The organism is uncultured Roseovarius sp., assembly GCF_947489715.1.
Taxonomy (GTDB): domain Bacteria; phylum Pseudomonadota; class Alphaproteobacteria; order Rhodobacterales; family Rhodobacteraceae; genus Roseovarius.
This window is the reverse complement of the sequence record NZ_CANLER010000007.1, coordinates 75217-100006: the sequence shown is the minus strand read 5'-3', so window position 1 is coordinate 100006 and position 24790 is coordinate 75217. Positions and strand designations below refer to the sequence as shown.

The 24790-nt window shown below is 57.9% G+C and carries 23 protein-coding genes; 13 read left to right on the top strand and 10 right to left on the bottom strand.

What is annotated here, in order from left to right; genetic code table 11:
* Nucleotides 1-173: 173 nt before the first annotated feature.
* Together Q1B27_RS16970 and Q1B27_RS16965 are read left to right on the top strand one after the other, a co-directional pair.
* Nucleotides 174-1013, top strand: a complete 840-nt coding sequence (locus Q1B27_RS16970; RefSeq protein WP_299849117.1) for a universal stress protein — start codon at nucleotides 174-176, stop codon at nucleotides 1011-1013.
* A gap of 137 nt (nucleotides 1014-1150) precedes the next feature.
* Nucleotides 1151-1876 carry a DUF1194 domain-containing protein gene (locus Q1B27_RS16965; protein WP_299849115.1) on the top strand — a complete coding sequence of 242 codons (726 nt, stop codon included), beginning with the start codon at nucleotides 1151-1153 and terminating at the stop codon, nucleotides 1874-1876.
* 89 nt (nucleotides 1877-1965) lie between these two features.
* Here the strand turns inward: Q1B27_RS16965 and Q1B27_RS16960 are convergent, their stop codons facing one another.
* Together Q1B27_RS16960 and Q1B27_RS16955 are read right to left on the bottom strand one after the other, a co-directional pair.
* The gene (locus Q1B27_RS16960; RefSeq protein ID WP_299849113.1) at nucleotides 1966-2304 is read right to left on the bottom strand and encodes a hypothetical protein; all 339 of its coding nucleotides are present in this window, start codon (nucleotides 2302-2304) and stop codon (nucleotides 1966-1968) included.
* 398 nt (nucleotides 2305-2702) lie between these two features.
* Nucleotides 2703-3590: a LysR family transcriptional regulator gene (locus Q1B27_RS16955; protein ID WP_299849111.1), complete on the bottom strand. Its 888-nt coding sequence runs from the start codon at nucleotides 3588-3590 to the stop codon at nucleotides 2703-2705.
* Nucleotides 3591-3735: 145 nt separating this feature from the next.
* Between Q1B27_RS16955 and Q1B27_RS16950 the strand changes: the two genes are divergently transcribed.
* Complete coding sequence (locus Q1B27_RS16950) at nucleotides 3736-4341, top strand: cytochrome P460 family protein (protein ID WP_299849109.1); 606 nt, start codon at nucleotides 3736-3738, stop codon at nucleotides 4339-4341.
* Nucleotide 4342: 1 nt separating this feature from the next.
* A complete protein-coding gene (locus tag Q1B27_RS16945; RefSeq protein ID WP_299849107.1) occupies nucleotides 4343-4900 on the top strand; it encodes a cytochrome P460 family protein in 558 nt (185 codons plus the stop codon).
* Nucleotides 4901-4981: 81 nt separating this feature from the next.
* Here Q1B27_RS16945 and fnrL read toward each other — a convergent pair whose 3' ends face one another.
* On the bottom strand, nucleotides 4982-5728 hold the full coding sequence (fnrL, locus tag Q1B27_RS16940) for a transcriptional regulator FnrL (RefSeq protein ID WP_299849105.1): 747 nt from the start codon (nucleotides 5726-5728) through the stop codon (nucleotides 4982-4984).
* Between the two features lie 70 nt (nucleotides 5729-5798).
* Here fnrL and hemN point away from each other — a divergent pair, with 70 nt between their 5' ends.
* Nucleotides 5799-7154 carry an oxygen-independent coproporphyrinogen III oxidase gene (gene hemN / locus Q1B27_RS16935; protein WP_299849103.1) on the top strand — a complete coding sequence of 452 codons (1356 nt, stop codon included), beginning with the start codon at nucleotides 5799-5801 and terminating at the stop codon, nucleotides 7152-7154.
* A 106-nt stretch (nucleotides 7155-7260) separates the two neighbouring features.
* Here hemN and Q1B27_RS16930 read toward each other — a convergent pair whose 3' ends face one another.
* Nucleotides 7261-8094, bottom strand: coding sequence for a prephenate dehydratase (locus tag Q1B27_RS16930; RefSeq protein WP_299849101.1), 834 nt, complete (start codon nucleotides 8092-8094; stop codon nucleotides 7261-7263).
* Nucleotides 8095-8215: 121 nt separating this feature from the next.
* Here Q1B27_RS16930 and Q1B27_RS16925 point away from each other — a divergent pair, with 121 nt between their 5' ends.
* The 6 genes from Q1B27_RS16925 to Q1B27_RS16900 all read left to right on the top strand — a co-directional run bounded on the left by Q1B27_RS16925 (nucleotide 8216) and on the right by Q1B27_RS16900 (nucleotide 16334).
* On the top strand, nucleotides 8216-9523 hold the full coding sequence (locus Q1B27_RS16925; RefSeq protein ID WP_299849099.1) for a cytochrome c family protein: 1308 nt from the start codon (nucleotides 8216-8218) through the stop codon (nucleotides 9521-9523).
* A 271-nt stretch (nucleotides 9524-9794) separates the two neighbouring features.
* Nucleotides 9795-11648 carry an extracellular solute-binding protein gene (locus tag Q1B27_RS16920; RefSeq protein ID WP_299849503.1) on the top strand — a complete coding sequence of 618 codons (1854 nt, stop codon included), beginning with the start codon at nucleotides 9795-9797 and terminating at the stop codon, nucleotides 11646-11648.
* Nucleotides 11649-11655: 7 nt separating this feature from the next.
* Complete coding sequence (locus Q1B27_RS16915; RefSeq protein ID WP_299849097.1) at nucleotides 11656-12741, top strand: microcin C ABC transporter permease YejB; 1086 nt, start codon at nucleotides 11656-11658, stop codon at nucleotides 12739-12741.
* Entirely contained in the window at nucleotides 12742-13848 is a 1107-nt protein-coding gene (locus tag Q1B27_RS16910) for an ABC transporter permease (protein ID WP_299849095.1), read from the top strand.
* Nucleotides 13845-15434 (top strand): ABC transporter ATP-binding protein, encoded by a 1590-nt coding sequence (locus Q1B27_RS16905; protein ID WP_299849093.1) that lies wholly within the window; start codon nucleotides 13845-13847, stop codon nucleotides 15432-15434. The genes Q1B27_RS16910 and Q1B27_RS16905 overlap by 4 nt, the downstream gene beginning before the upstream one ends.
* 3 nt (nucleotides 15435-15437) lie before the next feature.
* Complete coding sequence (locus Q1B27_RS16900; protein ID WP_299849091.1) at nucleotides 15438-16334, top strand: sulfotransferase domain-containing protein; 897 nt, start codon at nucleotides 15438-15440, stop codon at nucleotides 16332-16334.
* Nucleotides 16335-16396: 62 nt separating this feature from the next.
* On the opposite strand, the gene Q1B27_RS16895 is transcribed toward Q1B27_RS16900, so the two are convergent.
* From Q1B27_RS16895 to Q1B27_RS16870, 6 genes are all read right to left on the bottom strand, one after another.
* A complete protein-coding gene (locus tag Q1B27_RS16895) occupies nucleotides 16397-17209 on the bottom strand; it encodes a sulfite exporter TauE/SafE family protein (RefSeq protein WP_299849089.1) in 813 nt (270 codons plus the stop codon).
* 34 nt (nucleotides 17210-17243) lie between these two features.
* Nucleotides 17244-17669: a universal stress protein gene (locus Q1B27_RS16890; protein WP_299849086.1), complete on the bottom strand. Its 426-nt coding sequence runs from the start codon at nucleotides 17667-17669 to the stop codon at nucleotides 17244-17246.
* Between the two features lie 4 nt (nucleotides 17670-17673).
* Nucleotides 17674-18981 (bottom strand): TRAP transporter large permease subunit, encoded by a 1308-nt coding sequence (locus tag Q1B27_RS16885; RefSeq protein ID WP_299849084.1) that lies wholly within the window; start codon nucleotides 18979-18981, stop codon nucleotides 17674-17676.
* A 4-nt stretch (nucleotides 18982-18985) separates the two neighbouring features.
* A complete protein-coding gene (locus Q1B27_RS16880) occupies nucleotides 18986-19501 on the bottom strand; it encodes a TRAP transporter small permease (protein WP_299849082.1) in 516 nt (171 codons plus the stop codon).
* 76 nt (nucleotides 19502-19577) lie between these two features.
* Nucleotides 19578-20570 (bottom strand): TRAP transporter substrate-binding protein, encoded by a 993-nt coding sequence (locus tag Q1B27_RS16875; protein WP_299849079.1) that lies wholly within the window; start codon nucleotides 20568-20570, stop codon nucleotides 19578-19580.
* Nucleotides 20571-20591: 21 nt separating this feature from the next.
* Nucleotides 20592-21776, bottom strand: coding sequence for a Xaa-Pro peptidase family protein (locus Q1B27_RS16870; protein ID WP_299849077.1), 1185 nt, complete (start codon nucleotides 21774-21776; stop codon nucleotides 20592-20594).
* A 94-nt stretch (nucleotides 21777-21870) separates the two neighbouring features.
* Here Q1B27_RS16870 and Q1B27_RS16865 point away from each other — a divergent pair, with 94 nt between their 5' ends.
* Nucleotides 21871-22782, top strand: coding sequence for a LysR substrate-binding domain-containing protein (locus Q1B27_RS16865; RefSeq protein ID WP_299849075.1), 912 nt, complete (start codon nucleotides 21871-21873; stop codon nucleotides 22780-22782).
* A gap of 124 nt (nucleotides 22783-22906) precedes the next feature.
* A complete protein-coding gene (locus Q1B27_RS16860; RefSeq protein ID WP_367181360.1) occupies nucleotides 22907-24730 on the top strand; it encodes a gamma-glutamyltransferase family protein in 1824 nt (607 codons plus the stop codon).
* Nucleotides 24731-24790 lie beyond the last annotated feature (60 nt).

Below are 24790 nucleotides of genomic sequence, written 5' to 3'. Positions count from 1 at the left end.
TTTTCAAAACTACCCGGTGCGGATCACAACATGTCGCAACTGCGGTTTTGATCTTTGATCAGCAAAAAACCCTCTTCACGCACCTTCGTTAAACTTGACACGTATCAAGGCGACAAGTGCCGGGCCCCGGCTAAAGTCACTTTGAAACCGACCGAACCATGAAGGACTGCGAGATGACCTATAATTGTCTTTTTACCGTACTGACGGATGAAGAATTGGTCGAGGACACTCTGACCCACGCGATGACAGCGGCGCAGGCCTATGATGCGCATCTGGATGTGCTTTGCCTGGGGGTCGATCGCACACAGACCGGATATTATTATGCCGGGGCCAGTGCGATCGTACTGCAGGAAACCATCACCCGCGCCAATGAAGAGGCCGAGGGGATCGAGGCCAAAGCTGGTGCAATCCTGAAAAACTCAGGGCTGCGCTGGGGCTCTGAAACCGGCGTGGCACAGTTGGCCGATCTGGGACGACACGTCGCCGCACGGGCGCGGTTTTCTGATCTTGTAATCCTGCCCAAACCTTATGGCGAAAACCGCGGGGCGGAGTTGGAACCAATTACCGAAGCCGCGCTTTTTGAAGGCCATACCCCGGCGGTCATCCTGCCAGAGGGGGGCAACCCCGCTCCCAACCCTCAACGCGTCATGGTGGGCTGGAACGAAAGCATCGAAGCGCTGAGCGCCGTGCGCGCTGCCCTGCCCCTTCTGAAACAGGCAGATGCGGTGCATGTCGTGGTGATCGACCCGCCAACACACGGACCCAACCGGTCTGACCCGGGCGGGATGCTCTCGCAATATCTGGCGCGCCACGGTGTAAGTGCTGAAATCGACGTCCTGTCCAAGACATTGCCGCGCGTGTCGGACGTGCTGATGCGCCATGCCACGGATATGGATGCCGAGATGCTGGTGATGGGCGCTTATGGCCATTCCCGGTTCCGCGAAGCCATCTTTGGCGGTGCCACCCGCAATATGCTTGAGCAGGCCACCCTACCGGTTCTGATGGCACATTAGATCGATACACTACTGACATGGGTTGACCGCGACGCCTGATACGCCTCAACTTCGCTGGTGCGAAACTGGATTCGCGCCTCGGGAAGCGAGGGTCTGGCCATGCGATCACCCGATCATCCGCGTGAAAGTGATACCCTGTGAGGGTCCGTTCCCGGCTGGTTTTGGCCGCAGCTTTGTTATCTGCATTCACGCTGGGCACCCCCGTGCCGGGCCAGAACCGGATGGAGCTGCATCTGGTGCTGGCTTTTGATGTCTCGGCCAGTGTCAACGATGTCGAGTTTGACTTGCAGCGCAGTGGCACTGCCGACGCATTGCGTTCCGATCTGGTGGCCGCAGCGATCGACCGGGCCCCTGGCGGCGTGGCAATCGCAATCGTGCAATGGTCTAGCAGAACCCGTCAGGCGCTTGGCATGGATTGGGTTGAATTACATGACATGCGAGACGTGGCCACCTATGCCGACAGGGTCGATGCGATGCCACGTCGCCTGCCCGGTGGCGGCACCATGATCCATTCCGGCCTTGAATTCGCCGCCCGCATGCTCGAAGCAGCACCCGGCTATGCCCACCGACAAGTTATTGATATCGCTGGAAATGGCCGTACAGACGATGAAAAGCGTCTGCGCGAAACACGTGCCAAGTTGCTGTCTGAGGGTATCGTGATCAATGGCCTTGCCATAGAAGAAGACGCCGCCTCGCTAACCCGATACTTCGAAGCCTATGTGATCGGTGGTCAGAACGCCTTTGTGATCACTGCCGATGATTTCGACGACTTTGCCGACGCCATGGAGGCCAAGCTGCTGCGCGAAATCAGCGGTGCGGTTTTTTCGATGTGGCACGACAAAAGCATCGCCCCTGTTCGGTGATCCACAAAACTGCACGGCGTGATGCCGCGCACAAAAAAAGCCCGGAGGGCGTTTTACTTGTTCTTTGGTGAAGGTTCTTGAACCTGCGGTCAGGCCTTGCGGCGGCGGCGCAGGAACCCCGATGCCAGAAGCGGCAAACCTGCCGGAAGCGGCATCGTGCCCGGGTTCGGCGGATTGTCCGGCGTCAGGTCAGCCTTGATGCTGTCGCCAGGATTTGTCGTGGACTGCGCGCGTGCGGCCAGTTGCGAGACCGGGTTGGCTGCCAATGAGCCCGGCACCATGATGTCAAACACAACGGTTTTCAAGAAGTTATTCGCATTGCCGCCATTCGCGCCGATGCGGATGATGTAATCAAAAAGCGATGCGCTGCCACCGCCGTTGAAATTACAGCCCCCCGCAGGAGCCCTGGTTGCCCGTGTTGTTTCCAAACAACTGCAAGCTTGGCGTGATCGCGGTATCGTCTGCGCGGGTCGCACTGACCAGCGTGATATCGCTCTGCATGATGCCGGCACCGGCAAAGTTGAAGCCCAGCGCCAGATAGTCAGCTGTACCAACGGTCGTCGACGGGCTGAACCGGAACTTGCCCGGCGATGCAGCGTCATCAAGAACAAGCTGCAGCTTGGGCGTTGGAGCCGAGTTTGTGTAAGTTATGGTAAGTGCTACTCGTCAAAAGTTGCACAACTTTATGTATTAAAAGAAAAAATACACGCTTTGACTGAACTTCGCCTAAGTTCAACCTTACAATGACACCGCGCGCCGCATAGCGCATGTCATAGGCGTATCCTGTCTGAAAAGTGGTGTCACCAGGTCAGGGCGGGCGCTATATCTACCCTTCGGTCACAGCCCAGTCATGGTTCCGCGCGGCGGCTAGCACTGTACGCACCGCATCGTTATCCTCTCGACCCGTCGCCACCGCCATCGAAACGGTGCGCCAATAAGGATCCGGTGCCAGTTCGGACCAGCCGTGGCGCGACGTGTCGACCCCGTCGCGCGGCACGATGGACACACCGATATTGGCGGCAACGCCGTCATAAACCCAGTCTTCGCGTTTGGATCGCATCGCCACATCCAGCATGACATTGTCATTGCGCAGAACCTGAAGAAAAGTATCGCGAAATTCGCAGGCCAGCCGGTCGATATAAGGCTCGCGCTCAAGTTCGGGCAAGGCAACACTGTCGCGCTGTGCAAACCGATGCTCGGGATGGGAAAGAACCACCATCGATTCGCGGTAAAGTTCGACCTGCTTCAGACGCAGCGTGTCGTCGAACGGGGCAGCCATGACAGCCAGATCGCAATGGCCGGACAACAGTGCTTCGAGGATCATGTCAGTCGGCGTGTCGTCAAGCGCCAGTTCGATATTGGGATGGGCGCGGCGCAGATCGGCCATGAAAGGCATCATCCGGCGCGGGCTGACCGTGCACATGACTGCGATGTTGACTTGTTGCCGGCCGCCCAGGGTCAGCCGTTGCGCAGTTTCTTCAGCCTGACGGGTCGCCTCTTCCACTTCCGAAAGGCGCTCGACCATTGCGCGGCCCAACGGGGTCAGATGGGTCAACCGCCCCTCGCGACGCAAGAGCGGGCCGTGCAAATCCTCTTCGAGACGTTTGATCGCCTTGCTCAGCGCCGGTTGCGAGATGCGAAACGCGCGGGCGGTTTCCGAGAAATTGAGGCTCTGCGCGAGATGCAGGAAATACTGGATACGGGTTCGGTTCACGATATGCGGTTCCTGGGCAAGGTGAGGCTTGGCTAGGCGTATATCACCGCCCGCCTGCGTGGGGGAATGGAATTCATAACCCCTGTGTCACGCTTTGCTGCCTAGGTTTGATCCAGCAAATTGGCAATAACCCGGAGGCGTCGATATGATCGGATGGAAATCAGCAACCCTTGGTCTGGTAGGGGCAATGAGCCTTGCGGTGACCCTGACCAACGCGCAGGAAATGACAATAACATCGCCCGGTTATACCGATGATGGCGCGGTCATGGCCCCGACTGGATACCGCGAATGGGTCTTTATCGGAACACCCCTGACACCCAACGCCCTGAATGGTGGTGAGGCGCCGTTCCCCGAGTTTCACAACGTCTACGTAGAACCTTCGGCCTACGCACATTTCAAAAACACCGGCGAGTGGGCCAACGGCACGCAGATCGCGAAAGAGCTGGTTTTGATCCGGCAGGGTGATGATTGCGACGAAACCAACGGATCCTGCGGCGAGGTTTCGGGCCAGGGTTACTTTCAGGGGGAATTTGCTGGGTTGGAACTGACGGTAAAAGACACTGATCGCTTTGCCGATGAACCAGGTGGTTGGGTTTATTACAGCTTTGGCCACCACGCCCCACCCTATGCCGAAACCGCCGAGGCCTTTCCGACCGAATCGTGCAATGCCTGCCACGAAGCCAGCGCCGATACGGATTTCGTCTTTACCCAATTCTATCCGGTGCTGCGTGCCGTCCAGGAAGGTAATTAGAATGAAGACCCTTTCGAAAACTGTTGCATTGGTGCTCTTTGCCAGCGGAGCAGCAACCGCCCAGGACTTCGCCACCAACACGCACGGAGCGGTTTCCTCAACTGGCGATATCCAACTGCCCGACGTCAATTTCCGCGCCAGCTGGCCGGTGCTGGGCGGCTGGACCGTGCTGGGTGAAGAGGCCGCCGATGGGATGCACGTTGTCTACACCCAGCCCGGCGTGATCGAATCCTATCTGGAAACCGGTACTTTTCCCGATGGCGCCGTGCTGGTGAAAGAGCTTCTTTCCGCGCAGACCGAAGAGATGACAACCGGCACCGTGGCCCGCGGCGATCAGGTGCAGGGCTGGTTTGTCATGGTCAAGGACACCAAGGCGCGGTTTGACGGCAATTCTCTCTGGGGTGACGGTTGGGGCTGGGCGTTTTTTAACGCGGACGATTCCAAAACGACCGTCACCACCAATTATCAGGATGATTGTCTGGCCTGCCATGTCCCGGCACAGCAAACGGATTGGATATACACCCAGGGCTACCCCGTCCTTACCTCTGGCGGAAACTAGCAGCTCCTGCCCAGATTGCAGCCCTGAACCGATGCCGGGTGGCCTCCCCGCCGCCCGGCATCTCTTTGTTCTAAAAGGAAATCAGACCAGCATACCACCGTCGCTATCGTCGCCTGCCTCAGCCAGCAGACGGTCGAAATCGGGCACCGTGACATTGCGTTTGCCTTCCAGTCGGATCACGCCGTCCTTTTTCAAGGCCGAGATTTGCCGACTGACGGTTTCCAGCGTCAGGCCAAGGTAATCGGCCATCGCTTCACGGGTGAGGGGCAGAACAAACTGCATCGGTCCGTCGCGCATTCCCAGATGAAGCGTCGCATTGCGCCGCGCAACGATCGACAGGAGAGAGGCGATTTTTTCCCGCGCCGTCTTGCGCCCCAGCACCAGCATCCACTCGCGCGCGGCATCAAGCTCATCCAATGTCATTTCAAGCAGCCGCTGGGCGATATGAGGGGTCTCGTTCATCATCTGTTCAAAGGGCTTCTTGCGAAAACAGCACATCACCAGATCGGTGGTCGCAACCACGTCATAAGCGGCCGCGCCGCGCCCCGGGCGGCCCACGAAATCGCTGGGCAGCAACAGCCCCACCATCTGGGTGCGACCGTCTTCCATCGTCTGTGTCAGCGTGGCAATGCCCGACACAACCGACCCCACGAAATCCATCGGATCGCCGGACCAGATCACTGTCTGACCGGCCTCGAAATTGCGATAGTACTTGATCTTGTCGAGCTGCTCGAGCTCGTCTGCCTCGCAACGGGCACAGACAGCGCGGTGCCGGATCGGGCAGTCACCGCAGGTGCGGGGGGCGGCAGTCAGTGTTTCGTTCAACATCGCCGTTCACATTACCTTCAATTGATCTGCATCAAGGTTCGCGCGTTCAAGTGGTTCTACCGCTAGTCATATGGTTACGAAAGCACAACTCAGCAAGCTGGGTCTCTTTGACGCAAAGGTCCCGCGCTACACCAGCTACCCGACAGCGCCGCATTTCAATCGCGACGTCGATGCAGCCAAGTATACAAGCTGGATCGAGGCAATCCAACCGGGTAGCCAGATCTCGCTTTATGTGCATGTGCCATTCTGTCGCCGCCTGTGCTGGTTCTGCGCCTGTCGCACCCAAGGCACACAGAGCGATAAGCCCGTGAGGGCCTATCTTGAAACGCTCAAGAGCGAATTGCGGAAACTGGCCGAACATCTGCCCGAAGGCGTGACTTTATCGCGCCTGCATTGGGGCGGCGGGACGCCTACACTGTTGTCACCCGCCATGATGGAAGAACTGGCAGGCGCTATTCGCGATGTGGCCCCCTTTACCGTACAGACAGAGTTTTCGGTCGAGATCGACCCCAACGAAATCGACGGTGCCCGGCTGGATGCGCTGGCGGCGTCCGGGATGAACCGCGCCTCGATCGGGGTGCAGGATTTTGACGAGGAAATTCAGCAGAGCATCGGGCGCCTTCAGGGATATGACATCACCCGCGACGCGGTCGAGGCGATCCGAGAGCGCGGCGTGACCAGCCTAAATGCCGACATTCTATACGGCCTGCCGCACCAGACCGGTGCCCGGATTACCGAAAGCGTTCAAAAACTCTTGTCGCTCAATCCGGACCGTGTGGCGCTCTATGGCTATGCGCATGTGCCCTGGATGGCGAAACGCCAGCAATTGATTCCCTCGGACGCGTTGCCGACCCCGGAAGAACGGCTGGAACTTTACGATACCGCGCGCAAGCTGTTTTTGTGGGATGGCTATGCCGAGATCGGGATCGACCATTTCGCAACATCCGATGACGGGTTGAGCGTGGCGCAGAAGTCGGGGCAATTGCGGCGGAATTTCCAAGGCTATACCGATGACACTGCCGAGGTGCTGATCGGCGTTGGCGCGTCGTCAATCTCGCGCTTTCCGCAAGGCTACGCGCAGAATGCCCCCGCCACGGGTGCCCATACCGGTGCCATCCGCGAGGGGCGCTTTTCGACAGCACGGGGCCACGCGTTTACCGCAGAAGACCGGATGCGCAGCCGCATGATCGAAACGCTGATGTGTGATTTCCGAATTGATGCCGAGGAAATTCAGACACGGTTCAACGTGCCGAAGACGGAGCTTTCAAAGATACTGGGCCAAACCGCCAAGGCCTTTGACGGATTGCTGGATCACGATCAGCACGGACTTTCCATTCCCCCCGAAGCGCGCCCGCTGACCCGGATGATCGCGCGCAGTCTGGATGCCTATGATTTGAGCAAGGCGGGCCACAGCGCCGCGATCTAAGCCAGATCGGTTGCTTGAACCCATCCACAGCTCAAGTGGCCCAACAAAGCGCAGCCAGCCATGCGTTTTACAGGCTTTTCAGCCGCCACACCTCTGAACCGGGCAATCAGTGCCGCCTGGGATCGGCCGGATAAACTCCCAGCATGGTCACTTCCGAGGTGAAGTAATCCAGCTCTTCCAGGGCCAGCTTTACACTGGCATCATCGGGGTGCCCTTCGATATCGGCATAAAACTGCGTGGCCGAGAAGGATCCGTTTACCATGTAGCTTTCCAGCTTGGTCATGTTCACGCCGTTGGTGGCAAACCCACCCATCGCCTTATAAAGCGCGGCGGGGATGTTGCGCACCTGAAAGACGAAGGTGGTCATCATGCCGTCATCGCCCCGGTGGGCATAATCCGGCTCACGCGACATCACCAGAAAACGCGTGGTGTTGTTGCCCTCGTCTTCGATGTGACGCGCCAGAACATCAAGGCCATAGATCTCGCCCGCCAGTTCACTGGCAAGCGCGGCCATACTCGGATCGCCCGCTTCGGCCACATGATGCGCCGACCCGGCGGTATCCGCGCCCGTCACCCGGCGAATACCCTGTTGCGCAAGGTATTCGCGGCATTGGCCCAGCAACATCGTGTGGCTCATGGCCGATTTCACCTGATCCAGCGGTGTTCCCGGCAGTGCTAGCAGGTTGATATGCACCCGCACGAAGGCTTCGTTGATGATATGCAACCCGCTTTCCGGCAACAGGTGGTGGATGTCTGCCACCCGGCCAAAGGTCGAGTTTTCCACCGGCAGCATTGCCAGTTCGGCCTCGCCGGAACGCACTGCCGCAATCGCATCCTCGAAGGTGCGGCAAGGCAAGGCCTCCAACTCAGGATAGGTCTCGTGGCAGGCCTGGTGCGAATAGGCACCCGGCTCCCCCTGGAAGGCAATGCGCTTGGTCATTCTTCGGCTTTTCCTGTCAATTAATGCCGGTCGGGCGTTTGGTCGCGGAAACTACACCTTGCGCCCGTCTAGGGGAAGCGGATAGATACGAACCCAACAGAGTTTAAATGGAAACGGGCCTATGTTCGATACGATGACACTTACCAAAATCGTCGGCAGTCTCTGCGGGGCATTGCTGGTCTTATTGATGGGCAAATGGGCGGGGGAACTTCTCTATGATACCAGCCCGGGTCACGGCGATGGTCATGGACAGGCTTATATAATCGACACCGGTTCGGACGACAGCGGTGGCGGCGAAGCCGCAGAAGGCCCGTCCCTTGCCGAACTCTGGGCAGCAGCGGATGTCGAAAAAGGCGCCAAGGTCTTTGGCAAGTGCAAAGCCTGCCACAAGCTGGAAGATGGTGCCAATGCCACCGGCCCCTACCTTTACGGCGTTGTTGGCCGTGACGTTTCCTCTGCCGCAGGCTTCAGCTATTCCGGTAGCCTCAAGCCCGTCGTAGATGTCTGGACGCCCGAAACTCTCAGCGCGTTTCTGGAAAATCCCAAGGGCTATGCGCCTGGCACGTCGATGGGTTTTTCTGGCCTGAAGAAAGACACCGACCGGATCAACGTGATCGCCTATCTCGACCAACTCGATGGCGACACATATGAAATGGCCGCACCCGAGCCTAAGGAAGAAGCCGCCGCTGAAGGTGCCGAAGCCGAAACGGAAATGGCCGCCACGGAAGAAACCGCTGCCGAAGCAGTAACCGCCGAGGCACCCGCCGAAGCCGAGGTTGATCCAACGCCCGAAGCCGAAGCCGCTGCTGAAGAGGCGACAACCGAAGAAGCAGAAGCAACCGAAATGGCTGCCGCTGAAGAAGCACCCGCCGAGGAGGTTGCATCTGAGGAAGCAATGACCGAAGAGGCGGAAACAACCGAAATGGCCGCCGCTGAAGAAGCACCCGCCGAGGAGGCTGCAACCGAGGAAGCAATGACTGAAGAGGCGGAAACAACCGAAATGGCCGCCACAGAAGAAGCGCCCGCCGAGGAAGCTGCGACAGAGGAAATGGCAAGCGAAGAGCCCGCCGCTGAAGAAGCCGCTGGCGCCGAAGCTTCCGGTTTCGCCGCGATGGTGGCCTCTGCCGATGCTGCCAAAGGTGAAAAGGTCTTCAAAAAATGCAAAGCCTGCCATGCCTTGGAAGACGGCAAAAACCGCGTCGGCCCGCATCTGTTCAATCTGGTTGATCGTCCGATCGGGGGCGTTGAAGGGTTCAAATACTCAGACGCTCTGGCCGGCAATGGCGGCACCTGGACCGCGGATGAACTCAGCGCCTTCCTGACCAAACCCAAGGATTACGCACCGGGCACGAAAATGAGCTTCGCCGGTCTGCGCAAGGAAGAAGATCGCGCTGCCGTGATCGCTTATATCCAAAGCGCCGCTCAGTAAGCGCCGCGAACTTAGCCTTTCTTAAAGTTCAGGCCGTCCGCCTCCGGGGCTGGCGGCCTTTTCTTTTGCAAACAGGGGATTTCACGCTCAGTTCAACTTTCCGCGCTTGAATGTAATGCCTTGCCTCCAGTAGCTTGCCATCAACCAAAAAGACGCCACATCAGGAAGCGGAACAGAGGAGATCAGTATGACCGGACCACGCCACCGGGCCCAGACCCGGGCGCTTCCGATGAAAGCATCTTTCAAGCTGGCCGTGGGCCTCATGGGGCTGATGATCGCAACCCTGGTTGCGCAGATGGCACTGGCCGACGAGAAGATCATCAAAAGTCACGGTTATTCCTTCTTCGGCGAACTCAGCTATCCTCCCGATTACCCGCATTTCAACTACGTCAATCCCGATGCCCCCAAGGGGGGCGAGATTTCCATCGCACTGTCCGGCACATTCGATTCGATGAACCCCTATACGCGCAAGGGCCGTGCCTCGGCCTTGTCGACGGTAATGTATGAAAGCCTGCTGGGCGAAGTTCTGGCAGGCAGCGGCGGTCTGCCAGCCGACGCCTATGGTGAGATGTACGGGCTCCTGGCCGAAAGTCTGGAATACCCCAAAGACAAAAGCTGGGTCATCTTCCACATGCGCCCCGAAGCGCGATTTTCGGACGGCACGCCGGTCACCGCGCACGACGTGCTTTTCAGCCATAACCTGCTGCTGGACGAAGGCCTGAAATCCTATGCCGAGGCAGTACGCAAACGCATCCCCAACGCCGAGGTGATCGACGATCACACGATCAAATTCTATTTCGCTGATGATATCTCGCGTCGCAGCCTGATTGATCAGGTGGGCTCCGTCCCGGTCTGGTCAAAGAAATGGTACGAAGAATCCGGTGCAAAGCTGGATGAAGCGCGGTTCGAGGTTTCGCCCGGCTCTGGTCCCTACGTTATCGAAAACGTCGAACCCAACCGCCGCGTCACTTTTGCCCGCAGCCCCGATTACTGGGGCTGGAATCTGCCGATCAACAAGGGGCGGCATAATTTTGATCGCATCCGCCTGGAATATTTCGCTGATTCCACCGCCGCGTTCGAGGCGTTCAAGGCGGGCGAAGTCACCTACCGCACCGAATCCGACCCCAAGAAATGGGCAACCGCCTATGACTTCCCGGCGCTGGCGCGCGGCGACGTGGTCAAGGAAGAAATCCCCGATGGCACGCCGCCCAGCATGACCGGCATCGTCTTCAACCTCGGCAGCAAGGTGTTCAAGGATAAACGCGTCCGGCAGGCAGTGGCGCTGGGCTTCAACTTCGACTGGACCAACAAGTCGCTGCTTTACGGTCTCTATGCGCAGCAGAAATCCTTTTCCGATGGCACCCATCTTGAAGCCAAGGGACTGCCTGAAGGCGAAGAGCTGGAATTCCTGAAATCGCTTGGCGATGTGGTGCCGCCCGAATTGCTGACGACCGAACCCTACGTGCCGCATGTCTCGGACGCAGATCGCCTATTGCCACGCAAGAACCTGCGTCCCGCGCTGGCCCTTCTGGAAGAGGCCGGCTGGAGCGTTGATGACGCGGGCCAGTTGCGCAATGACAAGGGCGAGGCGCTGACGATCAACTTCCTGATGAACGCCTCGGCCGAACCGACCGACCGCGCCATCGCTGAAAATTTCGTATCGAACCTCAAGCAGATGGGCTTCGATGCCGTGCTGGAATCAGTGGATTCCTCGCAATACACCAAGCGCGAGCGGGATCGCGATTATGATCTGGTCTTTGATGGCTACCCATCGCTTCTGGGCACCGGCACCGGTCTGGCTCAGCGCTTCGGTTCCGAGGCCGCTGAATTCAGCCTCTTCAACCCGGCAGGCCTTGCCAGCCCGCTGGTCGACAAGATCATCGAGGAATCGTTGCTGACCGAAAGCCAGGACGAGGAAGACATGACCATCCGCGCGCTCGACCGGGCGCTGCGACATGAATTCTTCATGATCCCCGACGGGTTTGCCCCGGATTACTGGGTCGCCTATTGGGACATGTATGAACACCCCGCCGAACAGCCACCCTTTGCTCTGGGGTCGCTTGATTTCTGGTGGGTCAACGCTGAAAAAGCCGAGGCGCTCAAAGCCTCGGGTGCGCTGAGGTAACCCGCGCATGGGCGCCTATATCCTCCGCCGTCTGCTGCTCATCATCCCCACGCTTCTGGGGATCATGATCATCAATTTTGCCCTGGTTCAATTCGTGCCGGGCGGCCCGGTAGAACAGATGATTGCGCAATTGCAGGGCGGCGGCGATGTTTTTGGCGGGTTTGCGGGCGGGGCCGAGGATGCCACCCTTGAAGGGTCCGAAGAGAACTCCGAATATCTTGGTGCCCGTGGCCTGCCACCCGAATTCATCAAAGAGCTTGAGCAGCAATTCGGCCTCGACAAACCCCCGCTCGAACGCTTCCTGAACATGATGTGGAACTATCTGCATTTCGATTTCGGCGAGAGTTATTTCAAGAAACAGACAGTGACCGAACTGGTACTCGACAAGATGCCGGTCAGCATCACGCTGGGCCTGTGGTCGACGCTCATTGCCTATCTGGTCTCGATCCCGCTTGGCATCCGCAAGGCGGTACATGACGGCAGTTCTTTCGACACCTGGACCAGCGGCATCATCATCGTCGCCTACGCGATCCCGGCCTTTCTTTTCGCGATCATGTTGCTGGTGCTTTTCGCCGGGGGCAGCTACTGGCAGCTTTTTCCGCTCCGGGGCCTCACCTCGGACAATTGGGAACAGCTCAGCCTTGTGGGCAAGGTGCTGGATTATTTCTGGCACATCGCCCTACCGGTCACCGCGTCCACCATCGCGGCCTTTGCCACGCTGACGCTGCTGACCAAGAACAGCTTTCTCGATGAGATCAAGAAGCACTATGTCATGACCGCCCGCGCCAAGGGGCTGAGCGAACGCAAGGTGCTTTACGGTCATATTTTCCGCAACGCCATGCTGATCGTAATCGCGGGCTTCCCGGCGGTCTTCATCGGTGTCTTCTTCGGCGGCTCGGTGCTGATCGAAACCATCTTTTCGCTCGACGGTCTCGGGCGTCTGGGGTTCGAGGCGGCAGTGGGCCGCGACTACCCGGTAATGTTCGGCACGCTCTTCCTCTTTGGCCTGATCGGGTTGGTGGTGAACATCCTGTCGGACCTGATGTATGTGCTGGTCGATCCGCGCATCGACTTTGAAAAACGGTCCGGCTGAATGGCGCTCTCGGCTCTCAACCAACGCCGCTGGCGCAACTTTCGCCGCAACAAGCGCGCCTTCTGGTCGCTCATCCTGTTCGCGATCATCTTCAGCGTCACGCTCTGCGCTGAATTCGTGGCCAATGACAAACCCATTCTGGTGAAATATCGCGGTGAATTCTACACGCCCATCTTCAACTTCTATGCCGAGACCACCTTCGGCGGCGATTTCCGGACCGAGGCCATCTACCGCGACCCAGAGGTCGCCTGCCTGATCACCTCGGGCGGGCTGGAGGATTGCTTCGACGATCCAGAAGGCGTCATCGAAGACGCAGGTGACGGCGTGATCAACGGCGAAAAAATCGACAAGGGTTGGGCGCTCTGGCCGCTAATACCCTACAGCTATGACACGCCCGTGGACCGTGTTGGCGCTGCGCCCCTGCCCCCGAACGAGCAGAACTGGCTGGGCACCGACGACACCAAGCGCGATGTGCTGGCGCGGGTAATCTACGGCTTCCGGCTGTCGGTCCTTTTCACCCTCATCGTGACCGGGCTGTCGACAGTGATCGGCGTTTTTGCAGGTGCGATACAGGGGTATTTCGGCGGCAAGACCGACCTTATTTTCCAACGGATTATCGAGATCTGGGCCTCAACCCCCCAAATCTACGTCATCATCATCCTCTTTGCGATCCTGCCGCGCAGCTTCTGGTTGCTGGTGGTGATCACCGTGCTTTTCGGTTGGATGGCGCTGGTGGGCGTGGTCCGGGCCGAATTCCTGCGCGCCCGAAATCTGGAATATGTCCGCGCGGCCAAGGCACTTGGCGTCTCGAACCTGACGATCATGTTCCGCCACATGCTGCCCAACGCTATGGTCGCCACGCTGACAATGCTGCCCTTTGTCATCACGGGCACGATCTCCCTGCTCGCGGGGCTCGACTTCCTGGGCTTCGGCCTGCCCTCCTCATCCCCGTCGCTGGGTGAACTGACCCTGCAGGCCAAGCAGAACCTGCAAGCCCCCTGGCTCGCCTTCACCGCGTTTTTCGCCTTTGCCATCATGCTGTCGCTGCTGGTTTTCATCTTCGAAGGCGTCCGCGACGCGTTCGACCCCAGAAAGACCTTTGAATGAGCCTCTTGGATGTTCAGGACCTGACCGTCAGTTTCCGGCAGGATGGGCAGCTTATCCCGGCGGTCAAGGGCGTGTCCTTTTCCGTCGACAAGGGGGAAACCGTGGCGTTGGTCGGTGAAAGCGGCTCGGGCAAATCCGTCACCGCACTGTCCACCGTGTCCCTGCTGGGCGGATCGGCCCAGGTGGCGGGCAGCGTCACCTATGACGGTCAGCAGATGATCGGCGCGAATGACCGGATGCTGCGCAAGGTCCGCGGCAACGACATCAGCTTTATCTTTCAGGAGCCGATGACATCGCTCAACCCGCTGCACACGCTGGAAAAACAAATCCGCGAGTCGCTGGAACTGCATCAGGGCCTGACCGGCGACGAAGCGCGCACCCGCATCATCGAGCTGATGGAACGGGTCGGCATCCGCGACGCCGAAAGCCGGCTGGATGCCTACCCCCACCAGCTTTCGGGCGGGCAGCGGCAGCGGATCATGATCGCGATGGCGCTGGCCAACAAACCCGACATCCTGATCGCGGATGAACCTACCACCGCGCTTGACGTGACCATTCAGGCGCAGATCCTCGATCTTCTGGCAGAGCTCAAGCGCGAAGAGGGGATGGGCCTTTTGTTCATCACCCACGATCTGGGCATCGTCCAGCGCATCGCCGACCGGGTCTGCGTGATGAAAGGCGGAGAGATTGTCGAAACCGGCCCCACCGCCGAGATTTTCGCCAACCCGCAGCACGAATACACGCGCAAACTGCTCAGCGCCCGCGCCGTGGGAGAGCCCGATCCCGTTCCCGAGAACACCGAAACACTGGTCGAAACCGATGCCTTGCGCGTCTGGTTCCCGATCCAGCGCGGCTTTTTCAAGAAAACCGTCGGTCATGTGAAGGCGGTGAACGAAGCCAGCATTGCCGTGCGCGCCGGTGAAACGCTGGGCATCGTGGGCGAAAGCGGCTCAGGAAAAACCACGCTGGCGCTGGCGATCATGCGGCTGATCGAATCCGAGGGCGGCATTCGGTTCGACGGCGAGGATGTGAATAACTGGTCCACCCGCCAGTTACGCCGCCGCCGCGCCGACATGCAGATCGTGTTTCAGGACCCGTTCGGCAGCCTCAGCCCGCGCATGACTTGCGAACAGATCATCGCCGAGGGGCTGGGCGTGCATGGCAACCCGGGTGGCCGCCCGGTGCGCGATCTGGTGGCCGATGTGATGACCGAGGTCGAACTGAACCCCGAGACGATGGATCGCTATCCGCATGAATTTTCCGGCGGTCAGCGCCAGCGCATCGCCATCGCCCGCGCAATGATCCTGCGCCCCAAACTGGTGGTGCTGGACGAGCCGACCTCGGCGCTAGACATGACGGTGCAGGTGCAGATCGTCGATCTGCTGCGCCGCCTGCAGGTTAAATACGGGCTGGCCTATCTGTTCATCAGCCACGACCTCAACGTCGTGCGCGCCATGAGCCACCGGGTGCTGGTGATGAAACAGGGCGACGTGATCGAAACCGGCGAGGCGCAGGCGCTCTTTAATGCGCCTCAAACCGAATATGCCAAAGCCCTGCTGCACGCAGCCCTTGACCTGACGGCCTGACACATGACCCTGACCCGCCCCCGCACCATCGCCGAAATGCAGTGCGTAGATCAGGCATTTGTTTCCACCACCGGCCTCCGCCGCGGCCTTGGATATACGCCCGGTGCCAGCGATATCTTCATCTCGCCCTATGCCAAATGCGGCACCACCTGGATGCAGCAGATCGTGCACGGGTTGCGCAGCGGTGGCTCGATGGATTTCGACGAGATCACCGAGGTCGTGCCCTGGCTGGAACTGGCGCATGACATGGGCGTCGACGTGAACGCACCGCAAGTTGCCGCGCCCCGCGCCTTCAAAAGCCATCTGGGCTGGGACGATATTCCCAAGGGTGGGCAGTATATCGTGGTGCTGCGTGATCCGGTCGATGCGATGGTCTCGCTTTATAACTTCCTTGATGGCTGGCGGTTTGAGGCCGGTGCCATATCGCTGGACGATTTTGCCGCGTATTATCTGGACCGGGCAGAAAGCAACAATTACTGGACCCACGCCGCATCGTGGTGGCGACAGCGCGACCGGCCCGAAGTTCTGCTTCTGGCCTTCGAGCAGATGAAAGGCGACCTGCCCCGCGCGGTGAACCTTGTGGCAGATTTCATGCACCTTCCCGACGATCCCGAACTGCGACAACTGGCAACGCGACAGGCCGGGTTCGAATTCATGAAAGAGCATGGCCGCCAGTTTGACGACCACCTATTGCGTGCGGCCCGCGATGAACCCTGCGGCCTGCCGCCCGGCGGCAAGGCCACCAAGGTCGCCAGCGGCAAGGTTGGCACCGGCAAACCGCTGGTCACCGAAAAGATACGCGCAGAGTTCAACACCCGCTGGCACGAGGAAATGACAAGGGAATTCGGCTTGGATTCCTACGCCGCACTCTTGCGCGCGCTTGCCTCAGGCAACGCATAAAAGCGCGTGAGGGGTGGCTGGGGTAAACGGCAAACCCTTGTTTTTCATCTGCCGTGAACCACTCAAAATACGAAGCTAATAATAACGCAGACAAGAAAGAGACCGAAGCCGATCTCAAGTTTTCGCGCCGGAAGGCTGTGCGCAAGTTTTGCACCGAACGGGGCCATAAGCATCGAAAATGGCGCGATCATCGCAACGGCCAGAAGATTGACGTAACCAAATACCCAGACCGGCAGGCCTTCTGAACCCCACCCGGCATAAATGTACCCAAGCGCTGCCGGAATGGCGATCAGCACGCCCAAACCCGCTGAAGTGGCCACCGCCTGGTGCATGGATTGCCCGAACAATGTCATGAACAGGTTATTTAGATTGCCGCCACCAATACCCATGAACGTTGAAAGGAAACCAATTCCAAACCCGACACTTCTGTTTGCCGTGGGGCCGGGAAGCTCTTGCGCAATCACCCAGTTTTCTTGATTGAACAGCATCTTGAAGGCGATCAACGAGGCGACAGCCGCAAACACATACTTCAAGACAATCCCTGGCACGAAACCAACGACAGAAGATGCCGCCACAACGCCAAAAGGCACCCAAAATACCCATGATCGCAGCAATGTAGCATTGCCAGCTCCGTGCTCGCGATGGGAAAGGTACGATCGAATGGCCGTTGGTATGATTATGGCCAGCGACGTACCTACCGCCATATGCGCAATGTGGTCCGGCAAGAGGCCCTGAAGGGAGAAGGTCGCTACTAGAATTGGTACGAGTACAGCACCGCCACCAATTCCAAACAATCCGGACAACACGCCGGCTAAACATCCGACCAAAGCCAACAAGATTGCGGAAAGCAGAAAGTCTGGTGCGAGAAACGACATTTTCTAAACCTTCACAAATATCTATGCTCAAATTCTAGGGTCGCGCTATCAAGACGGAACACTCTGCGTGGCGCGCTATGCGTGCTGCTTTTGGCCCCAGAAGATAGTCTTTTAAGGCTTCACTATATGCGCCGACGACAATCAGGTCGGCCTTGATCTCTTGCGCAAGATCTAGAACCTCTACATGCACATGGCCGCTTTGTTGGTGCATTTTCAGCGTAACGTCAGGTCCGATCTGCCGGGCCATTTCCTCCAACAGATCTTTGGCTTCGTGTCGATGGCTCTCTGCAAATCCCGCAGGAACGAATTGAGAAAACTGGCCAAGTGAGCTTGATTCCGGAACCACATGAATCAAATGGATCGTGCTTCCCGAATGCGCGTAAGGCGCCAACGCCATGCTCACCATTGGCCAGGAGTCTTTATCATAGGGGTCAACAGCGGCGATCACATTTCTGGTCATGTTCCTAATTCCTCGCAGTCAGAACTTCAGGCAACCAAAGCGCCAACCCTGGAAACGCCGTCAACAGAACGACGCCCACAACCATCAACAAGAACATTGGAAATGCCGCACGGGCAATGAAGCCCAGATCGCGCCCCGTCATGCTTTGCACCAAAAACAAGTTGAACCCCACGGGCGGCGTTATCATTGCCATCTCGGCCACTAGCACGACGAAAATACCGAACCAGATCATGTCGATACCCGCACCGCGCACCAGTGGTTCAACCACGGCCATGGTCAATACGATTGATGAAATGCCATCCAGAAAGAAGCCAAGAATCACGTAGAACAATGTCAGCGCTGCTATCAGCATCCAAGGACTTAGGTTCATGCCTCCAATCCACTCGGCCAGGGCACGTGGAAGGCCGGTAAAGCCCATTGCAAGGGTCAGGAAGGCTGACCCGGCCACCAAGAGCATTATCATCGACGTGGTTTTTGTTGCCCCCATCAGCCCTTCGATAAAGGCTTTTTGCGACAATGTTCGCTCTGCCGCGGACAGGATTAACGCACCCAGAACACCCAGGACAGCCGCTTCCGTGGGCGATGCCAGACCAGAATAGATCGACCCAATGACGACGATGATCAGCCCCGCAACCGGGGCCAGCCGCAGTAATCCTTGCAGTTTTTCTTTCAGCGAGGCGCGCTCTTCACGCATCGAGCGGCCTTCCTCTGTGAACCTGCCCCAGATCAGGATGTACCCGATAAAAAGTGCTGCCAGCATGATGCCTGGAAAGATGCCAGCCATGAAGAGCCGCGTGATGGATACCTGTGCGGTCACGCCATAGACGATCATGATGATGGACGGGGGTATTAGCAAACCAAGGGTCGAGGCCCCTGCAAGTGTGCCATAGGCCATTTTGTCTGGGTAGCCGCGTTTTTTCAGTTCCGGAACGGTTATCTTGCCTATTGTAGCCAGCGTCGCAGCAGATGAACCGGATATCGCGGCGAAAACGGTGCAGCCGACAATATTCACATGGATCAACCCACCGGGCATGCGTCGCATCAACGGGGCGAGCCCGCTGAACAACCCCTCCGATAGCCGACTTCGGAACAATATCTCGCCCATCCAAATGAACAGCGGCAATGATGCCAAACCCCAAAGCGCGCTATGCGACCAGACCGTCGTTGCCAGAGCATCCCCGACGGGGCGAGAGGTGAAGAGCGCCATTGCGATGAACCCGACACCCATCAGGGCCAGACCGATCCAGAGGCCCAGGGCCAAAAGCCCTAGCAAGGCGACGATCATCAAAATCGCAAGTGTCGTTTCAGCCATGGGGTTACTCCCAGCTCTCGGATTGTTTCGTGGCGGACAGCCCTTCCAGGTCGCCGCGCAGCACGGCCAGAATCAGCACCAATGCAAACAGGCAAAACCCAACCGCGAAGGGAACTTGCGGAATCCAGATCAGAATCTCGTCGGATCCATCGCTGCGATCTTCATAGACCCAGGACGTGTGGGTCATCTTGACAAGATACCAGGCCAGGTAAGTCACCGTGGCGGTCGCCAGCATAAGAACGGCCACTTCGAACACGTACCGCAGCTTGCCGCGCATGTTATCCACAATCATTTCGACGCGAATATGCCCATGCTGGCCAAACGTGTAGGCCATGCCCAGGGACCCTGCCCAAGCCAGACAATAGGCGGCAAAGTCTGTTAGTCCGGGCACATAAACACCAAGGGCGCGGCTGGCAATGCTGGTCATGACCAGGCCCGTCAGAACAAGGATGGCCAGCGCCGCGAGGAGGCCGCAAAACCGGCAGATCAACAATATGATCTTGTCTATGTTTTCCGCCATCACCGTTGCCTCTCTGGGAATGAAATCAGATGCCACAAACCGGGCGTTCACATCGGCCCGGCTTGTGACGCGTCACTTAGTTGCTGGCATTGAACGCGGCCAAAGCTGCTGCTCCGGCATCGCCAGCACTTTCTGCCCATTCTTCGGACATTGTTTTCCCGATGGCGCGGAATTCAGTAGCCAGCTGCTCGGACGGTGCCAACACCTTCATACCGTTTTCGGCCATGGCGTCGTTATAGCCTTGCGTGACGCCCTTCACATCTTCCCAAACTCTCGTTTCAGCCTCAGCCGCAGCGTCGAGAACCACCTGTTGTGTGCTGGCATCCAACCCATTCCAGGCATCAAGGTTTACGATCACGGCACTTTTCGGGAGCCATGCATTCACAGTGTAGAAGTAATCCACATTGTCCCACATTTTCTGAAACACACCGATGGCCCCTGAACCCATCATGCTGTCTGCGACACCTGTCGAAAACGCTTGGCTGATCTCTGTTGCCTCGGTCTTGGTGGGGGTCGACCCCATCAGCACGGCCAGCCGCGATGTATTCGCATCCGCCGCCCGGAATTTGGCACCATCCATGTCAGCCATGCTGTTCACTTCGTGCTTAGAGAACAAACCCTGAGGCGGCCAAATCGGCATATACAGCAATTTCATTCCGCGCTCTTCAAGCGCGCTTTCAATCGCAGGCTTTGAGGCCTGGTATAGTTTCCAGGCTGCATCAAGATCTGTTGCCACGAATGGTACGACATCCAGACCAAAAATCGGGTCTTCCTTGGCATGGGCGCCCATGTACCGGCCGCCAATGGGCACCTGTCCGGACCGGACGGCGCGCAATATTTCGGAACCTTTATATAAAGACCCGGCCGGGTGCACGACGATCTCAAGCTTGCCGTCCGAATTTGCGGTCACGGCCTCGGCGAAACCAATGTAGGATTGGGATACATAGTTTTTGCCTGAGTATGCGGCGGGCATATCCCATTTTTCCTGTGCGCCCGCCATAACTGTCATTGCGGCAATCGCAGCCACTGACATCGCCAGGGGTTTCAAGAGGGGAAGTTTCATCAACATTTTGCTCTCCTATTTTCAGTCCTAATCCACGATCACCAGATCGCGGGGGTATTGCGTTAGCACTTCACAACCGGTGGCAGTCACACGCACGCTGTCGCTGATCGCCATTCCAAAACCATCCCGAAACATCGTCGGGATCACGTGGAAGGTCATATTTTCTTCGATTATCAACGGGTCATCCGGGCGAATGGCATAGATGTGCCCTTCGGCCCAATTTGGTGGAAACGCGATGCCAATCCCGTACGCCAGCCGGCTTTTGTAGAATTTGTCCAACCCCAGCTTTTTGATGCCGACGCGGCAACGACGGTCGATTTCACCTGCTGTCTCGCCGGGCTTGATCGCCTTGATCGCGGTTTCCAGAATTCCGATCAGCGCATCGGCGGTGGCCTTGTGTTCATCGGTTGGTTTTCCCACGACCGCAGATCGCGCCATCATCACGTGATACCGATCAATACAGGCGCCGCCTTCCAACAGAACCACATCACCATGTTCGATGGTTTTACGTTTCCACAACGCAAAACACAGCTCGCTGCGCGGGCCCGTGACCACCATGGGCGGATGACCGATGTATTCGCTGCCTGCGGCAATTGACCCGTGATAAAGCGCCGCTGCCAGATCATTATCGGTGCGGCCCGGCGCGATGGTATTCAGGGCGTTGTCCATTCCGGATTCGAGCGCCCGGGCAGCATGGCGCATTTTCTCGATCTGCGCCGGTGTCTTAACAATGCGTTGGGATTGGATAATGCCGTCCCAGTCTTCGAACTGAATGCCCTCGTCGATCAATCTGCGATAGTCGTTGATGTTCAAATGCCGCGACAGCGTATCAAGCCCGATTTTTTCGGGCTCAAGGCTTTTCAGAAAACCTATCAGCCGTGTGCAATGGTCCTCGGTGTCATTCACCGCCACGACATCGCCTATGGTCGGCAGAGCCATTGCCATATCCCTGTTCACGACGCGGGTGATAACAGTCGGCAGGCCGTCTGACGGGATATACATCCCCTGAAATGTAAAATAGCCGATCGTCTGAAATCCGGTCAGCCAATACATATTCTCCGGATCGAAGATCAAGGCGCCCTGCAAGGCGCGCCGCGCAAGATCGGACTGAACGAAACGGATGTGATCAAGAAATTCCTCGGCGGGAAAGCCCAATTCGCCGGGCCAGATCACGCGTCCCGTATCCGGTGAAGATTCTGCAAGCTGCAGCATGTTCTAACCCACCCAGTCTCAAATTTGGTGGATTGTGCGCCGCACGGCATATAACATCAAATTGATATTATTCGACGCAGAGAAAAGAAAAGTTATGAATATCAGGCAAGTCGAGATTTTTCAGAAGGTGATGTCTTCCGGCTCCGTGACCAAGGCCGCGCGTCTGCTGAACATAAGTCAACCCGCTGTAAGTAAACACTTAAAACTGATGGAATATGATGTCGGGTTTGTTCTTTTTGAACGAAAAGGCAACCAGTTGGAGCCGACATCCGAGGCATTGGCGCTGTTTGAGCAGGTCGATCAGATTTACACCGGGATGGAGGCGCTGTCCCGCTTTGCCGGGGACTTGCGAGATAATCAGCTGGGTGATCTCTCCGTCGCTGCGATGCCGCTGCTTGCCCAACGATGGCTTCCCTCGGTTGTCGGGAAATTTGCAAAAGAGCATCCAACCGTTTCCCTGTCAGTGCCGGTTCGCAGCACGGATTGGGTGGCGCGCGCGGTCGCAGCCGGGCGTGCCGATATCGGGCTGGGTCTGGAACGCAGCAACGATCATGGTGTCATTTCTGAACCGCTGATGCGGCTACCGCTTGTTGCCGTATTTGAGCAGGGTCACGCACTTTCAAGTGATGCCGCTTTGAAGTTCTCTGATCTTGTCGGTCACGATCTGATCACACTCAGCAACTTCGACCGCTGGCCGCTAAAGCTCAATGACATTTTGGCCAGCAACAGAGTGCGACCGACGCGCTGTCTTGAAGTGTTCACAGCGCATATTGCCTGCGAACTTGCCCTGCATGGCGCTGGCGTTGCCATCGTCGATTTGATGACGGCCCTGGATTTTCAGGACAAGGGGCTCAGCATTCGCACCTTGGACACTGATATCTCGTTTCAGATCATGCTCCTGCGCCCGAAACATCGCCGCGAAACACGCGTGGCTTCAAGCCTCAAAGAGGAAATCATTGAAGCGGCCCAAACGACCGAGAAGCAGATTTTGAATTTCCTGGGATAACAGGGCTGTCGAGGTGCCACCCATAACTTCAGTGAAGAGCGCGGTTCACTTTTGATATTTGCCTCGCAGCAACAGCAGGCGGTATTCAGTCAGAAAATGTAGAACCAGCAAGATTGGAAAAGCATTGAGCCCACGCTTCACGACAAGACCAGACCTGACCGGTCACTTTGGCATGGCCGCATCAACCCATTGGCTGGCCAGCCAGACCGCCATGCGCATGCTGGAAATTGGCGGGAATGCTTTTGACGCCGCTGCGGCTGCGGGGTTTGTCCTGCAGGTGGCCGAACCGCATCTAAATGGCCCGCTTGGTGAGGTTCCGATAATTTTTCACGATGCCACATCCGGGAAAACCAGGGTGATATGTGGTCAGGGCACCGTTCCTGCGGCCGCAACCATCGCGCGGTTTGAAGCATTGGGGGTCGATCAGATCCCCGGCACGGGCCTTCTTGCCGCGGCGATTCCCGGGGCATTCGATGCCTGGATGTTGATGCTGCAAGATCATGGCAGCTTGCCGCTGGCAACCGTGATGGAACCCGCGATTTCATATGCCCGTGACGGTGTTCCGATTGTGCCCAGGCTGATGAAGTCGATCACGCAATTGCAGGGATGGTTCAACCGGGCCTGGCCGGAAAACGCGGCAATTTATCTTCGCGACGGCGCGCTGCCCGCAGAGGGATCGTTGCTGTGCAACCCCGCGCTCGCTGACATGTATCAGCGCATTTTGGACGAGGCTGCTGAAACAAGTACAGATCGTGAAAAGCAAATTGCGGCCGCACGCCAGATTTGGAAGACCGGCTTTGTCGCCGAAGCAATCGACACGTTCAGCAGAACGACCAGACATCTCGACATTACCGGGCAAGAGAATAGCGGCCTGATGACCGGCGATGATCTGGCAGGTTGGAGCGCCACTTATGAAGACCCGGCCACGGGCGTCTTCTGCGGCAAGACAATTTGTAAAACCCAAGCCTGGGGTCAAGGCCCGGTGCTGCTGCAGGGGCTCGCCCTGGCGAAGGCAATAGGCATGTCTGACATAGAGCTTGACTCGGCCCGGTTTTATCACGCGCTGATCGAAGTCATGAAATTGACTTATGCCGACCGGGAAACGTTCTACGGCGATCCGAATTTTATTGATGTGCCTTTGTCGACCTTGCTCAGCGCAAGCTATGTTGAGGCGCGCGCCAGGCTCATTTCTGACCGGGCAGACCTGACGTGGCGCCCGGGAACGATCACAGGATTTGGGTATCAGGTCGATTATGACGCTGCTGCGAATATGGAGATCGACAAGGCGGCTCTCCTTGCAGCGGGCATCGGTGAGCCGACGTCGAAAAGTCAGGCTTCCGAGGCCGTCGCGGGCATTGTGAACGGCGACACCTGCCACATCAATGTCGTGGACAAATGGGGCAATATGATCAGCGCCACGCCGTCCGGCGGATGGATGGAATCGTCCCCCATCATTCCCGAGCTTGGGGTGTGCCTTGGGACAAGGCTGCAAATGATGCGACTGGACCCCGATGCGCCTGATGCCTTGGTGCCGGGCAAACGTCCCAGAACAACCTTGACGCCGACGCTTGTTCTGAATGACGACGGATCACCCTATCTTGCCTGTGGAACGCCAGGCGGGGACAAGCAAGATCAATGGCAGTTGGCCTTTCTGATCCGCCACCTGATGTATGGGCAAAGCCTGCAGCAAGCGATTGACGCACCTGGATTTGGGTCAAGCCACTGGCCAAACTCGTTTTATCCACGTCAGGCCGAGCCCGGAAAAATGTCTATTGAAAGCCGGGCAGGCAAAGACATCATCGCAGATCTGCGCGCACGGGGCCATATTGTGACGGTGGGTGATGCTTGGTCGGAAGGCTGGATTTGCGCTTCCTCCATTGCACCAGACGGGCAACTCAGCGCCGCGGCCAGCCCTCGCGGTGTCCAGGCATATGCTGTCGGCAGGTGACAAGTCGAGCGACCTTTTAGGTGTCCGGCATCAACCTTATCAAGCCGGGCTTTACCCTCT

Coding starts and splice junctions, on each gene's coding strand:
- Q1B27_RS16870 (WP_299849077.1), bottom strand. CDS start 21,776: ATGCTGCAGCTTGCAGAATCTTCACCGGATACGGGACGCGTGATCTGG.
- Q1B27_RS16925 (WP_299849099.1), top strand. CDS start 8,216: ATGTTCGATACGATGACACTTACCAAAATCGTCGGCAGTCTCTGCGGG.
- Q1B27_RS16920 (WP_299849503.1), top strand. CDS start 9,795: ATGATCGCAACCCTGGTTGCGCAGATGGCACTGGCCGACGAGAAGATC.
- Q1B27_RS16890 (WP_299849086.1), bottom strand. CDS start 17,669: ATGACCAGAAATGTGATCGCCGCTGTTGACCCCTATGATAAAGACTCC.
- Q1B27_RS16945 (WP_299849107.1), top strand. CDS start 4,343: ATGAAGACCCTTTCGAAAACTGTTGCATTGGTGCTCTTTGCCAGCGGA.
- Q1B27_RS16970 (WP_299849117.1), top strand. CDS start 174: ATGACCTATAATTGTCTTTTTACCGTACTGACGGATGAAGAATTGGTC.
- Q1B27_RS16930 (WP_299849101.1), bottom strand. CDS start 8,094: ATGACCAAGCGCATTGCCTTCCAGGGGGAGCCGGGTGCCTATTCGCAC.
- Q1B27_RS16875 (WP_299849079.1), bottom strand. CDS start 20,570: ATGTTGATGAAACTTCCCCTCTTGAAACCCCTGGCGATGTCAGTGGCT.
- Q1B27_RS16905 (WP_299849093.1), top strand. CDS start 13,845: ATGAGCCTCTTGGATGTTCAGGACCTGACCGTCAGTTTCCGGCAGGAT.
- Q1B27_RS16915 (WP_299849097.1), top strand. CDS start 11,656: ATGGGCGCCTATATCCTCCGCCGTCTGCTGCTCATCATCCCCACGCTT.
- fnrL (WP_299849105.1), bottom strand. CDS start 5,728: ATGTTGAACGAAACACTGACTGCCGCCCCCCGCACCTGCGGTGACTGC.
- hemN (WP_299849103.1), top strand. CDS start 5,799: ATGGTTACGAAAGCACAACTCAGCAAGCTGGGTCTCTTTGACGCAAAG.
- Q1B27_RS16910 (WP_299849095.1), top strand. CDS start 12,742: ATGGCGCTCTCGGCTCTCAACCAACGCCGCTGGCGCAACTTTCGCCGC.
- Q1B27_RS16900 (WP_299849091.1), top strand. CDS start 15,438: ATGACCCTGACCCGCCCCCGCACCATCGCCGAAATGCAGTGCGTAGAT.
- Q1B27_RS16895 (WP_299849089.1), bottom strand. CDS start 17,209: ATGTCGTTTCTCGCACCAGACTTTCTGCTTTCCGCAATCTTGTTGGCT.
- Q1B27_RS16950 (WP_299849109.1), top strand. CDS start 3,736: ATGATCGGATGGAAATCAGCAACCCTTGGTCTGGTAGGGGCAATGAGC.
- Q1B27_RS16880 (WP_299849082.1), bottom strand. CDS start 19,501: ATGGCGGAAAACATAGACAAGATCATATTGTTGATCTGCCGGTTTTGC.
- Q1B27_RS16885 (WP_299849084.1), bottom strand. CDS start 18,981: ATGGCTGAAACGACACTTGCGATTTTGATGATCGTCGCCTTGCTAGGG.
- Q1B27_RS16865 (WP_299849075.1), top strand. CDS start 21,871: ATGAATATCAGGCAAGTCGAGATTTTTCAGAAGGTGATGTCTTCCGGC.